Genomic DNA, 12,660 nt, shown 5'->3' with positions numbered 1-12,660 from the left:
GACTTGGGTAACAGCGACCGCGCCCGCTGGGCGTGCTAGGGGGCTGTGATAAGCTGTCGCCCCTTTTTTCCGGCGGAGTTCCTTGCAATGAAAGCGCGAATCCAGTGGGCGGGCGAGGCAATGTTCCTTGGCGAGTCCGGCAGCGGCCACGTCGTGGTGATGGACGGCCCGCCGGATGCCGGTGGTCGCAATCTGGGCGTGCGCCCGATGGAAATGCTCCTGCTCGGCCTGGGCGGCTGCACCAACTTCGACGTGGTCAGCATCCTGAAGAAAGGCCGCCAGCCGGTGGAGAGCTGCGAGGCCTTCCTTGAAGCCGAGCGCGCCGACGAAGATCCTAAGGTGTTTACCAGGATCCATGTGCATTTCGTGGTCAAGGGCCGTGGCCTGAAGGAGGCGCAGGTCAAGCGCGCTGTCGAGCTGTCGGCCGAGAAGTATTGCTCCGCCTCGATCATGCTCGGCCGCGCCGGCGTCGAGATCACCCACGACTACGAGATCGTGGAACTCGGCTGACAGCCGTCTTCATCCTTTCATCATCAAGGGCGCGCAAACTCTGGCAGAGGTCGCCTGACCTCTGCATAATGCGCCACCTTTTTTCAGGGCCATCCGGCCCGAAACCAAGCAACCACAATCGCCATCGCGAAGAGGTGTAAACCGTCCTACGCAGGTGCCGCCGTACGCATCTGACGGGCATGCTCAACCACGCGGCAGAGCCGCATTAGATGAGAGTTCTCCCACGGTGAAAAGCAAACTCAAGCTCCACGGGTTCAACAACCTGACGAAGACCTTGAGCTTCAACATCTACGACATCTGCTATGCCGAGACGCCTGAAGACCAGCAGGCCTACGTGCAGTACATCGACGAAGAGTACGATGCCGAGCGTCTCACGCAGATCCTCACCGATGTTGTCGACATCATTGGCGCAAACATCCTGAACATCGCCCGTCAGGATTACGATCCGCAAGGCGCCAGCGTGACCATCCTGATCTCCGAGCAGCCGGTCACCCCGACCGACAGCCAGATCGAGGAATCCCCGGGGCCGCTGCCGGAAACCATCCTGGCGCACCTCGACAAGAGCCATATCACCGTGCACACCTATCCGGAGATCCATCCGGTGGAAGGCATCGCGACCTTCCGGGTGGACATCGATGTGTCGACCTGCGGCGTCATCTCGCCGCTCAAGGCGCTCAACTACCTGATCCACCAGTTCGATTCGGACATCGTCACCGTGGATTACCGCGTGCGCGGCTTCACCCGCGACGTGGAAGGCAAGAAGCACTTCATCGACCACGAGATCAACTCGATCCAGAACTATCTCTCCGACGACACGTACGAGGCCTACCAGATGACCGACGTGAACGTGTACCAGGAGAACATGTTCCATACCAAGATGCTGCTCAAGGAGTTCGACCTGGACAACTATCTGTTCGGCGATGCCACGAGCAACCTCTCGCCCGAGCAGCGCAAGCAGGTGGAAGAGCGTGTGCGGCACGAGATGCTGGAGATCTTCTACGCGCGCAACATGCCGCGCTGATTGAGCTACTGCGCTGGGAGATAGGGCGTTGAAAAGCCGAGCTGACATGCTCGTTTGTTGCAGCAAACTCAGCTTTCATCCGACTTTTCACCTTGTCTCTCCTGCGCTCGCAATGCTCGATAGGAGAAACGAAAAAGGGGCGCCCACTGGGCGCCCCTTTTTTTGGAGGGCGGTCGGATCAGATCCGGTAGGTGGACTTGGTCATCACCTTGGACAGCAGCGTCATGCCGAACTTCACCGGTGCCGGGAAGCGCAGGCCGCCGGCCTCGATGGCGCTGGTGGCGTGGTGTTCCTCGTCCTCGCGCATCTGCTCGAGGATGGCGCGGGACTTCTGGTCCTCGGCGGGAATTTCCGCCAGGTGCTCATCCAGGTGCTTGCACACCTGATCTTCGGTGGCGGCGACGAAGCCCAGGCTGACGCGGTCGCTGATCAGCCCAGCGGCGGCGCCGACGCCGAAGGACAGGCCGTAGAAGATCGGGTTGAGCACACTCGGACGGCTGCCCAGTTCGCGGATGCGCTGTTCGCACCAGGCGAGGTGATCGACTTCCTCGTCGGCGGCTTCTTCCATGGCCTTGCGTACCTTGGGCAGCTTGGCGGTCAGTGCCTGGCCCTGATAGAGCGCCTGGGCGCAGACCTCACCGGTGTGGTTGATGCGCATCAGGCCGGCGACATGACGGGCGTCGCTCTCGTTGAGTTCGACGTCGGGCTGGACGATGGCGGGGGACGGGCGTCCCGGATGGCCGCTGAACGGCAGCAGGGTGCGCAGAGCAGCATCGGCCTGCAGCAAGAAGCGGTCAGCGGGGGAGTAGTGACGGTCGGCGGACATGGCGCACCTCCGAGTAGGAACATTCGCCGGCAGTTTACCGGATGGCGGATGACAGGTCTTGCCGAGGTGCGCGCAGCTTCTTCTGACCGGTTATCGGCGATCAGCCCGGCGGCCAGTGCATCTGCCGCTGACCCAGCACGTGCATGTGGATGTGGTGCACCGTCTGGCCGCCCAGGTCGTTGCAGTTCATCACCACGCGGAAGCCCTCTTCGCAGCCCTGTTCCTGCGCCAGGCGCTGGGCGGTGAACAGGATGTGGCCGGCCAGCGGCTTGTCCGCCTCGGTCAGGTCGTTGAGGGTGGAAAGGTGTTTCTTCGGGATCACCAGGAAATGCACCGGCGCCTGCGGGCCGATGTCGTGGAAGGCGATGACCTGGTCATCTTCGTAAAGCTTGCGCGCGGGTATTTCCCCGGCAACGATCTTGCAGAACAGACAGTCCACGAAAGGCTCCTCCAGCGTGTGGGCAGGAGCAGGAGTTTAGCGTCCGCGCTCAGGCTACGCCCAGTGCCGGCTCAACCGGCCAGCGCCAGCCGGTTGATGCGCCCGGCCAGTTTGCGCATGACCCAGCGCGGCAGCAGGCGCACGCCGCAGGCGAACAGGCGGTTGCGCCAGCCGGGGATGATCAGAGCCGGCGCACGGCGCAGCGCTTTTACCGCAAGGAAGGCGACTTCTTCGGGAGACATGACGCGCTTGCCGTCGTCGAGTTTGCCCAGGCGCATGTCGGCATTGCGGTAGAAGGCCGTGCGGGTCGGCCCCGGACACAGCACCGAGACCTTGATGCCACGGTCTTTGAGCTCCTCGCGCAAACCTTCGGAGAAATGCAGCACGAACGCCTTGCTGGCGTAATAGCTGCTCATCCAGGGGCCCGGCAGCAGGCTGGCCATGGAGGCGACGTTGAGAATGCGCCCGCCGCCGCTGCGCTCCATCATGGCGCCGATGCCGTGGCACAGGCGCGCCAGGGCCAGTACGTTGAGCTCCAGCAGTTCCTGCTCGCGGGGCCAGTCGTGGTCGATGAAGGCGCCGGAGGTGCCGACGCCGGCGTTGTTCACCAGCAGCTCGATCTGTCGCCCGCTTTGCTCCAGTTCGTGCAGCAGGCCCGAGATCTGTAGCGGTTCGGACAGGTCGCAGGCGCGGAACAGCACCTCCACCCCGAAGCGTTGCGACAATTCGCACGCAGCGGTTTCCAGCGCATCGCGCTGGCGCGCCACCAGGATCAGCGCCTGGCCACGACGGGCCAGCGCTTCGGCCAGGGCCAGGCCGATACCGCTGGAAGCGCCGGTGATGAGGGCAAAACGAGGCATTCAGGAGTCTCTGTGACGGGGTGGCGTTCGACCACGCCCGCCACGGGTTGTTGCATTACTGGTCCGAGTCGCCGCCTTCGGTGTCGCCACTGCTGAAATCGCCATCGGACGGCTCTGCGCTGGCCGCCGGATCGGTAGCTTCGTCGCCTTGCTGGTACTGCGAGGCTTGTGCCGCCTGGGCGCGTTCGACGTAGCTTTGGTAGGCCGGGATCGCAATGGCGGCGAGGATGCCGCCAAATACCGGGAACAGCAGCCAGGAGAAGGCCAGGACCTTGACCCCGGTGCTGTTGGGCGGCGGCGGCGGGCCAAAGCGGTTGGCGCTCTGCTCGCCCGGCATGAACAGCATCAGCAGGCTGAGGACCACGTTGACGAACGGTACCATCAAGGCGAGCCAGAGCCAGCCGGACCAGCCCAGGTCATGCAGGCGCTGCACGCCGATGGGCACGCTGAAGACCATGGCGGCGATCACCACCGCGGCGATGGCGACGACGCCCAGCGGCAGAGAGACGGCCATCAGCAGGCTGGCGACCAGGTAAGCGCCGAAGACGATAAAGGACAGCGCGGCGGACCACCCGAGGTAGCGCACCCGGCCGATCCGGCCGGACAGGCTGCGGACTTTCAGCTCGCCAAATTCCGGCAGCTCGTCGCCGACCTGCGCCTGTGGCGGTGCATAGGGGGAGGCAGCATTGGCCGGAGCTGCGGCGGCAGTTGCCGGGCTGGCCGCCAGTTCGGCCTGGCGCGCCAGGTACTTGTCGATGACGATGCCGCAAGCGCTGCATTCGATTGAGGATGCTTGCTCGTGACCGCATTTGGGGCAGGTCATGCGCTCGTTGTCGGCCGACTCACCGGCAGCTCGGGCCGCCAGTGTCGCCTCGCTGGGATGATCTTCGGTTTCCACCAGGCTCAGGCCGGTAATGCCTTCGGCTTCCTTGCGGGCGTTGGCGCCGGCGCCGTGCAGGGCGCGCAGGTACTTGTTGGCTTCGTCATCGGACAGGTCGCGCTTGAGCACGACTGGCTGGCCGCTGAACAGCGCTTCGATCTTCGATGCGTCGCTCTTGAAAAGACGAGCGAGGTTTTCCTTGGCGGTTTCCAGCGGCGTTTGCGGCATCAGCGCGCCGTCGAACACGATCTTGAAGCGGGATTGGTCCATCGGGGCATCCTTGTCTTGTGGCTACGGTGAAATCGCTACAGCGTAATCGGGCCGCCAGGGGCCAACAAGCGGCCCCGGCGGATATATCGTGAGCGGTGCCGCAGCTCAGACCAGCAGTTGGTTGGACAAGCCGGCGCTGCGGGTCAGCGCCTGGCGGTACTCATGATCCAGGCGCGCAATGAGTTCACCCACCGCCGGCAGATCGCGGATGTCGCCCACGCCCTGGCCCGCAGACCACACGGTTTTCCAGGCCTTGGCTTCGTCGCTCACCGGCTTGAGCTTTTCGCCATAATTCAGCGCGCCCTTGTCGTTGAGACGCTGCATGTCGAAGCCAGCGGCCTCCAGGCTCTGGCGCATGAAGCTGGCCGGTACTCCGGAGACGGCAGGGGTGTGGACGATATCGGCGGCGCGGGCGTCGAGCAGCATGTGCTTATAGTCCTCCGAAGCCGCACTTTCGCGGGTGGCGATGAAGCGCGTGCCGAGGTAGGCGAGGTCGGCGCCCAGCACCTGGGCGGCAAGGATCTCGTGGCCATGGTTGATGCAGCCGGCCAGCAGCAGGGTCTTGTCGAAGAACTGGCGGATTTCCGCGATCAGTGCGAAGGGGCTCCAGGTGCCGGCATGGCCACCCGCGCCGGCGGCCACTGCGATCAGGCCGTCGACTCCCGCTTCCGCTGCCTTCTCGGCGTGACGGCGGGTGGTGACGTCATGGAATACCAGGCCGCCATAGCTATGCACCGCATCAACCACCTCGCGTACCGCGCCCAGGCTGGTGATGACGATGGGCACCCTGTGCTCGACGCAGAGCTTCAGGTCTTCCTGCAGGCGCGGGTTGGTGTTGTGGACGATCAGGTTTACCGCATAGGGTGCGGCCTGCGGGTCGGCCGCCAGCCCGGCCTCGATCTCTTCCAGCCAGGCCTTGAAGCCGCTGCTTTCGCGCTGGTTCAGCGCCGGGAAGCTGCCGACGATGCCGCTCTTGCAGCAGGCCAGCACCAGTTGCGGGTTGGAGACCAGGAACATCGGGGCCGCCACCAGCGGGATGCGTAGGCGGCGGTCGAGCAGGGCGGGCAGGGACATGAACGTCTCCTTGTCAGGTCAGAAGGGTTTGACGACCACCAGGATCACGATGGCGATCAGGAACAAGACCGGCACTTCGTTGAACCAGCGGTAGAACACGTGGCTGCGGCCGTTCTCGCCACGGGCGAAGCGCTTGAGCATGGCGCCGCAGGCGTGGTGGTAGCCGATCAGCAGCACCACCAGGGTCAGCTTGGCGTGCATCCAGCCCTGGGTCAGCCAGGCCGGATTGAGATAGAGCATCCAGGCGCCGAGGGCGATGGTGAGGAGCATCGAGGGGCCCATGATGCCGCGGTACAGCTTGCGCTCCATGATGCAGAAGCGCTCGCGGCTGGCGGCGTCCTCGCTCATGGCGTGGTAGACGAACAGGCGTGGCAGGTAGAAGAGGCCGGCAAACCAGCAGACCACGGCAATGATGTGAAAGGCTTTCAACCACAGGTAAAGCATCAGGACTTCCTCGGATCACGGTTGAGCCGATAGTAGTGGCGCCATGCAATGCCGTCATCCCCGCGGCCGCGCCTCTGTGGGAAAGAACGCTGGCCCGCGGCGATATGAATCGGGCGACGCTGATCGGAAAGGACCAACCGCGGCCCAAAGGAAGCTGCGTTCCCGGAGGATTCGCTCTATTCAGCGGGGGCGGTCGCCCATATCATGGTTGCCCCTGAATTTGGCCCCATAGGTGGAGTGACAGGCAGATGATCAAGGTCGGTATCGTAGGCGGTACGGGTTATACGGGCGTGGAACTGCTGCGCCTGCTGGCACAACATCCCCAGGCGCGCGTCGAGGTGATTACCTCGCGTTCGGAGGAGGGCGTGAAAGTCGCCGACATGTACCCGAACCTGCGAGGCCACTATGACGGCCTGGCCTTCAGCGTGCCGGACGTGAAGCGTCTGGGCGAGTGCGACGTGGTGTTCTTCGCCACTCCGCATGGCGTGGCCCACGCGCTGGCCGGCGAGCTGCTGGCAACCGGCACCCGGGTGATCGACCTGTCCGCCGACTTCCGCCTGCAGGACGCCGAGGAATGGGCCAAGTGGTACGGCCAGCCCCACGGTGCGCCGGACCTGCTGCCCGAGGCCGTCTATGGCCTGCCGGAAGTGAATCGCGAGGCGATCAAGTCCGCGCGCCTGATTGCCGTTCCCGGCTGCTACCCCACCGCCACCCAGCTCGGCTTCATCCCGCTGCTGGAGAACGGCCTGGCCGACGCCAGTCAACTGATCGCCGACTGCAAGTCCGGCGTCAGCGGCGCCGGCCGTGGTGCCAAGGTCGGTTCGCTGTTCTGCGAAGCCGGCGAAAGCATGATGGCCTACTCGGTGAAAGGTCACCGTCACCTGCCGGAAATCAGCCAGGGCCTGCGCCGCGCAGCCAGGGGCGATGTCGGCCTGACCTTTGTGCCGCACCTCACCCCGATGATCCGTGGCATCCATGCGACTTTGTACGCACGCGTCGCTGACCGAGGCATCGATCTGCAGAAGCTGTATGAAGAGCGCTACGCCAACGAACCGTTCGTCGACGTGATGCCGGCCGGCAGCCACCCGGAGACCCGCAGCGTACGCGGCGCCAACGTCTGCCGCATTGCGGTGCACCGTCCGCAGGGCGGCGACCTGGTGGTGATCCTGTCGGTCATCGACAACCTGGTGAAAGGCGCGTCCGGCCAGGCGATCCAGAACATGAACATCCTGTTCGGACTGGATGAGCACCTGGGTTTGTCCAACGTTGCGTTGCTGCCATAGGGAAGATTGCCCCGGCGAGGCGGCCAAATTGATCTGGACCAATGGATGAGTCGGATTAGTTGACCGTTTTTCTGGGGTAAGCGGATAATAGTCCGCAATGTTGTAACGTACGGCCTCGGCCGGGAGAGTTTTCACCATGACCATCGAAACCTTCACCCCCACTCCGCTGATGTTCTCGCAAGGCGCTGCGAACAAGGTGAAGAACCTGATCGACGAAGAAGGCAACCCGCGTCTCAAGCTGCGGGTATTCGTCACGGGCGGTGGCTGTTCGGGCTTCCAGTACGGCTTCACCTTCGATGAAGACACCGCGGACGACGACACCATCGTCGAGCGCGACGGCGTCAACCTCGTGGTCGATCCGATGAGCTTCCAGTACCTGGTCGGTGCGGAAGTGGACTACCAGGAGGGCCTCGAAGGTTCGCGGTTCGTCATCAAGAACCCGAACGCAGCGACCACCTGCGGCTGCGGTCAGTCCTTCTCGATCTGACGCCATAGAAACGAAAACGCCGCGCAGATGCGCGGCGTTTTTGTTTGTAGGACGGGTTCAGGCGGGGTAGAGCGCACCGAGGATACGCAGCCCCTGGGCGGCGGTGACTTCCGGGCAATTGCCGGGCTCGCGCTCGAGGAATCGATGCGCCAGCCAGGCGAAAGCCATCGCTTCCATCCATTCCGGCGGTACGCCGCGGTCGAGACTGCTGATCACGCTGGCGCCAGGCATGTGCGCGGCCAATCGCTGCATCAGCTTCGCGTTGAAGGCTCCGCCACCGCAAACCACCACTTCCTCGCAGCCGGGCTGCGCATCCAGCAGGGCTGCAGAGATACTTTGCGCGGTCAACTCCAGCAAGGTTGCCTGCACGTCCTCTTCCTTCACCTGGCCATGCTTGGCCAGCACCGCGTACAGCCAGTTCAGGTTGAAGCGCTCGCGTCCGGTGCTCTTCGGGCCCTTCGCGGCAAAGAAATCATCGGCGAGCATCAGGCGCAGTAGCGCCTGATCGATATGGCCGCTGGCAGCCCAGGCCCCGTCGCGGTCATAGGCTTCGCCGCGCTGCTCCTGAATCCAGGCATCCAGCAGGACGTTGCCAGGGCCGCAGTCGAATCCGTGTACCGGCTTGCCAGGGCTGAGCAGCGAGACGTTGCTGAAGCCGCCTACGTTGAGGATGGCGCACTCGCGACCATCGCTGCCGAACAGCGCACGGTGGAAGGCGGGCACCAGCGGCGCCCCTTGTCCTCCGGCGGCGACGTCGCGGCGGCGGAAGTCGGCCACTACGTCGATGCCGGTGAGCTCGGCGAGAAGTGCCGGGTTGCCGATCTGCACGGTAAAGCCCAGGTGCGGCTCGTGGCGAATGGTCTGGCCGTGGCTGCCGATGGCGCGAATGGCGCTGGCGCTCAGCTTCTCGCGGGCGAGGAGTTCATTGATGCCCTGGGCAGCCAGACGTACCCACCTGTTTTCCGCGAGAGCGGAGCGGGCGATTTCGTCAGGGCCGGATGAGCAGAGAGCCAGAAGATCGGCGCGCAGCACGGCAGGCATGGGGAGGTAATGGGAAGCGAGCAGGGTGATCTGCTCGCCTTGCTCGATCAGGGCGATGTCCAGCCCATCGAGACTGGTGCCGGACATCACCCCCAGATAGAGCGGCATGGATCAGCGCTTGTTCAAGGCCAGGAAGCTTGCTTTCTCCTGGTCCATGCGAGCCATCAGCGGCTGCGCCTGCGCCATGAAACGCTTGCGCTCCGGACCACTCAGCGGATCAGCCGTTGGCAACTTGGCGCTCAGCGGATCGACGTGCTGGCCGTTGACCTGGAACTCGTAGTGCAGGTGCGGGCCGGTAGCGAGCCCCGTCATGCCGACGTAGCCAATGATCTGACCCTGTTTCACCGCCACGCCGGAGCGGATGCCCTTGGCAAAGCGGCTCATATGGCCGTAGACCGTGCGATAGCGCTGGCCGTGCTGGATCACCACGGCGTTGCCGTAGCCGCCTTTTCGGCCGGCTTCGAGAATCTTGCCGTCGCCGGTGGCCTTGATCGGCGTGCCGATCGGTGCCGCGTAGTCCACGCCCTTGTGTGCACGAATCTTGTTCAGGATCGGATGGAAACGCCCTATAGAGAAGCGCGAACTGATGCGGGCGAAGTCCACCGGTGTGCGGATGAACGCCTTGCGCATGCTGCTGCCGTCGGCGCGCAGGTAACTGGTGTTGCCCTGCTTGTTGGTGTAGCGCACCGCGGTGTAGTCCTTGCCGCGGTTGACGAAACGCACCGCGAGGATACTGCCGGTGCCAACTTGCTTGCCCTGCACCTGCTGGGATTCGTAGATCACGTCGAATTCGTCGCCTTCGCGAATATCCTGGGCAAAATCGATGTCGTAGCCGAGGATGTTGGCCATCGACATGATCAGGTCATGGGACAGGCCGGCATTCTTGCCAGCGACGAACAGCGAGCTGTCGATACGGCCGTGGGCATAATTGGCGTGTACCGAGGGCTTGACCATATCGCGCTTGAAGTCATAGCCCTTGGTGGATTTGTTCAGGCTGATGGTTTCGAGGTCGCTGCGCTTGACCTTCAGGCCCTGCAACTCGCCCTTGGCGTCGATGAGGAAGTCTACGTCCTGGCCGATATCCAGACGGGTGAACTGCTTGGCGTCCTTGCTGGAGGCAAGCATGTCGTGCACGACGTTCGCCGGCAGGCCGGCCTTCGCGAACACGGTAGAAAGGGTGTCGCCCTTGCCCACAGTCACGCTTTTCCATGCAGGGTCTGCGGAAGCGGAGGGGGAGGCTGGTTTGTTGGATTCGGCGAGATCGGTGTTCTTTTCGGCGTCTTTTCCGGCGCTGTTCTGGTTGTCCGGCTGGCCTTCTATCTGTGCAAAAGGCGAAGAGCCGTCGTCTTCCGTGACCGCGTTGGGTCGAAGATCGTCTTTTTCCTGGAGTATCTGCTCGGTACCGCTTTCCAGCTCGAGATTGAGCGTGGTCTTCTTCGCCTCGACCTCGGCCGAGGGGAACACCAGCAGAGCCAGGCTGAGGAGCGCTGCTACACCGCTTGCGGCCAGCAGATGGCTCTTCGGGTAATACGGCGCTTTCTGATCGGATTGCGTCATGGCGTGAGTGGTGTTTTTGGAATGTGAAATAACTGCCTAAAATATAACCAAAATCCCTCTGAAGCAACCCTGATGTCGGGCTTCTGACGTCCTGTCCTCTGGCGCTGGGCAAAACTTGTTTTTAGTGCCTGTTCTTGTATCGTTGGTTCCCTTTCGCAATTCGCAACGTACAGGAACCTGCAATGAAGTCGGTCGAAGAGCAGCTGGCGCTGATCAAGCGCGGTGCAGACGAAATTCTCGTGGAGGCCGAGCTGATCGAAAAGCTCAAGCGCGGCCAGCCCCTGCGTATCAAGGCCGGCTTCGACCCGACCGCTCCCGACCTGCACCTGGGTCATACCGTCCTTATTAATAAGCTGCGTCAGTTCCAGGAGCTGGGCCATCAGGTGATCTTCCTGATCGGCGACTTCACTGGGATGATCGGTGACCCCAGCGGGAAAAGTGTTACCCGCCCACCCCTCACCCGCGAGCAGGTTCTCGATAACGCCGAGACATACAAGGCACAGGTCTTCAAGATCCTCGACCCGGCGAAGACCGAAGTAGCCTTCAATTCCACCTGGATGGACCAGCTTTCCCCCGCTGATTTCATTCGTCTGGCTTCCCAGTACACCGTTGCTCGCATGCTGGAGCGCGATGATTTCAGCAAACGCTATGCCAGCAATCAGTCCATCGCCATCCACGAGTTCCTCTACCCGCTGGTTCAGGGCTACGACTCGGTAGCGTTGCGCGCGGACGTCGAACTCGGTGGCACCGACCAGAAATTCAACCTGCTGATGGGGCGCGAGCTCCAGCGCGCCTATGAGCAGGAGCCGCAGTGCATCCTGACCATGCCGTTGCTCGAAGGTCTGGATGGCGTGAAGAAGATGTCCAAGTCCCTGGGTAACTACATCGGCATCCAGGAAGCGCCGGGTGTCATGTACAGCAAGCTGGTTTCCATTCCGGATACCCTGATGTGGCGTTACTTCGAGCTGCTCAGCTTCCGCTCCATGGAAGAAATCGACGGCTTCCGGAAGGACGTCGAGGCTGGCGCCAACCCGCGCGACATCAAGATCAAGCTGGCGGAAGAAATTGTCGCTCGCTTCCATGGCGAAGAAGCGGCCGCCTCCGCGCACAAGTCCGCAGGCAATCGCCTGAAAGAGGGCGAGTTGCCGGAAGACCTGCCGGAGGTGGAGGTGCCGGCAGCAGAAGATCTTCCCATTGGTGCCGTCCTTAATAAGGCTGGGTTGGTGAAGAATTCTGCCGTCGCGCGCGACTTGCTGTCGTCTGGCGGTGTGCGCGTGGATGGTGAAGTCGTGGATCGCAGCTTCATCTTTAAAATAGGCGCGACCCATGTCCTGCAGGCGGGCAAGAAAGCTTTCGCTCGCGTCTCTCTGGTTGCTGAGTGAAGAAAGTTTAAATTAGTCGTTGACGGCCCATTTAAACTCCCTATAATGCGCACCACTCCCAGCGACGAAGCGCTGAAAGAATTTGAAAATCAAGTACTTACAGGGATTCGAAGTTGGGAGTGGTGGTCAGGCTGGTGATTCACTTGCCGCTTTTCTCCAGCTGCTTCGGTGGCTCGCTGAAAAGAAGGTCGCCGAGGTGGTTGACAGTGAGTTTGATCGCTGTAGAATGCGCCTCCCTCTGATGAGAAGGTTTCCTTCGCTGATGCGCAAGCGGTTGAGTAGAAAAGAGATTTTCGAAAAATAAAGCTTGACGAAAGATGAGGTTAGCGTAGAATGCGCGCCTCGGTTGAGACGAAAGCCTTAACCAACTGCTCTTTAACAAGTTGAATCAAGCAATTCGTGTGGGTGCTTGTGATGTAAGACTGATGATCGACTGATTATCAGCAACGCAAGTAACACTCGTGAATTCGAGAGTTTTAGCTCTTTAAATAGAGCATGCGATTGCTGAGCCAAGTTTAGGGTTTTCTCAAAACCCAAGCAGTATTGAACTGAAGAGTTTGATCATGGCTCAGATTGAACGCTGGCG

13 protein-coding genes are annotated in these 12,660 nt (G+C 62.2%); 5 read left to right on the top strand and 8 right to left on the bottom strand.

Going from position 1 to position 12,660, the window contains the following annotated elements; genetic code table 11:
• The first annotated feature begins 87 nt into the window (after window positions 1-87).
• Window positions 88-510, top strand: a complete 423-nt coding sequence (locus tag MJ122_RS26205; RefSeq protein ID WP_088420392.1) for an OsmC family protein — start codon at window positions 88-90, stop codon at window positions 508-510.
• A gap of 226 nt (window positions 511-736) precedes the next feature.
• The gene (gene speD, locus MJ122_RS26200; RefSeq protein WP_088420394.1) at window positions 737-1,531 is read left to right on the top strand and encodes an adenosylmethionine decarboxylase; all 795 of its coding nucleotides are present in this window, start codon (window positions 737-739) and stop codon (window positions 1,529-1,531) included.
• A 178-nt stretch (window positions 1,532-1,709) separates the two neighbouring features.
• Here speD and coq7 read toward each other — a convergent pair whose 3' ends face one another.
• The 6 genes from coq7 to hemJ all read right to left on the bottom strand — a co-directional run bounded on the left by coq7 (window position 1,710) and on the right by hemJ (window position 6,324).
• On the bottom strand, window positions 1,710-2,357 hold the full coding sequence (gene coq7, locus MJ122_RS26195; RefSeq protein WP_239746669.1) for a 2-polyprenyl-3-methyl-6-methoxy-1,4-benzoquinone monooxygenase: 648 nt from the start codon (window positions 2,355-2,357) through the stop codon (window positions 1,710-1,712).
• Between the two features lie 100 nt (window positions 2,358-2,457).
• The gene (locus MJ122_RS26190) at window positions 2,458-2,796 is read right to left on the bottom strand and encodes a histidine triad nucleotide-binding protein (RefSeq protein ID WP_088420396.1); all 339 of its coding nucleotides are present in this window, start codon (window positions 2,794-2,796) and stop codon (window positions 2,458-2,460) included.
• Between the two features lie 71 nt (window positions 2,797-2,867).
• The gene (locus tag MJ122_RS26185) at window positions 2,868-3,656 is read right to left on the bottom strand and encodes an SDR family oxidoreductase (RefSeq protein WP_239746667.1); all 789 of its coding nucleotides are present in this window, start codon (window positions 3,654-3,656) and stop codon (window positions 2,868-2,870) included.
• A gap of 55 nt (window positions 3,657-3,711) precedes the next feature.
• Window positions 3,712-4,806 (bottom strand): DUF805 domain-containing protein, encoded by a 1,095-nt coding sequence (locus MJ122_RS26180; protein ID WP_239746666.1) that lies wholly within the window; start codon window positions 4,804-4,806, stop codon window positions 3,712-3,714.
• A 105-nt stretch (window positions 4,807-4,911) separates the two neighbouring features.
• Entirely contained in the window at window positions 4,912-5,880 is a 969-nt protein-coding gene (locus tag MJ122_RS26175; protein WP_088420402.1) for a nitronate monooxygenase family protein, read from the bottom strand.
• Window positions 5,881-5,898: 18 nt separating this feature from the next.
• Window positions 5,899-6,324, bottom strand: a complete 426-nt coding sequence (gene hemJ, locus MJ122_RS26170; protein ID WP_239746664.1) for a protoporphyrinogen oxidase HemJ — start codon at window positions 6,322-6,324, stop codon at window positions 5,899-5,901.
• Between the two features lie 248 nt (window positions 6,325-6,572).
• Here hemJ and argC point away from each other — a divergent pair, with 248 nt between their 5' ends.
• Entirely contained in the window at window positions 6,573-7,607 is a 1,035-nt protein-coding gene (argC, locus tag MJ122_RS26165) for an N-acetyl-gamma-glutamyl-phosphate reductase (protein WP_239746661.1), read from the top strand.
• Between the two features lie 136 nt (window positions 7,608-7,743).
• On the top strand, window positions 7,744-8,094 hold the full coding sequence (gene erpA / locus MJ122_RS26160; protein WP_017517350.1) for an iron-sulfur cluster insertion protein ErpA: 351 nt from the start codon (window positions 7,744-7,746) through the stop codon (window positions 8,092-8,094).
• Between the two features lie 57 nt (window positions 8,095-8,151).
• Here erpA and MJ122_RS26155 read toward each other — a convergent pair whose 3' ends face one another.
• Together MJ122_RS26155 and MJ122_RS26150 are read right to left on the bottom strand one after the other, a co-directional pair.
• Window positions 8,152-9,243: an anhydro-N-acetylmuramic acid kinase gene (locus tag MJ122_RS26155; protein WP_088420408.1), complete on the bottom strand. Its 1,092-nt coding sequence runs from the start codon at window positions 9,241-9,243 to the stop codon at window positions 8,152-8,154.
• Window positions 9,244-9,246: 3 nt separating this feature from the next.
• A complete protein-coding gene (locus tag MJ122_RS26150; protein WP_239746660.1) occupies window positions 9,247-10,692 on the bottom strand; it encodes a peptidoglycan DD-metalloendopeptidase family protein in 1,446 nt (481 codons plus the stop codon).
• 182 nt (window positions 10,693-10,874) lie between these two features.
• Between MJ122_RS26150 and tyrS the strand changes: the two genes are divergently transcribed.
• Entirely contained in the window at window positions 10,875-12,074 is a 1,200-nt protein-coding gene (gene tyrS / locus MJ122_RS26145; RefSeq protein ID WP_017517353.1) for a tyrosine--tRNA ligase, read from the top strand.
• Window positions 12,075-12,660 lie beyond the last annotated feature (586 nt).

The sequence above is a fragment of the Pseudomonas sp. DP-17 genome (assembly GCF_022380625.1).
In the GTDB taxonomy this organism is placed as follows: Bacteria; Pseudomonadota; Gammaproteobacteria; order Pseudomonadales; family Pseudomonadaceae; genus Pseudomonas; species Pseudomonas nitroreducens_A.
This window is presented reverse-complemented; position numbering and strand designations above follow the sequence as displayed.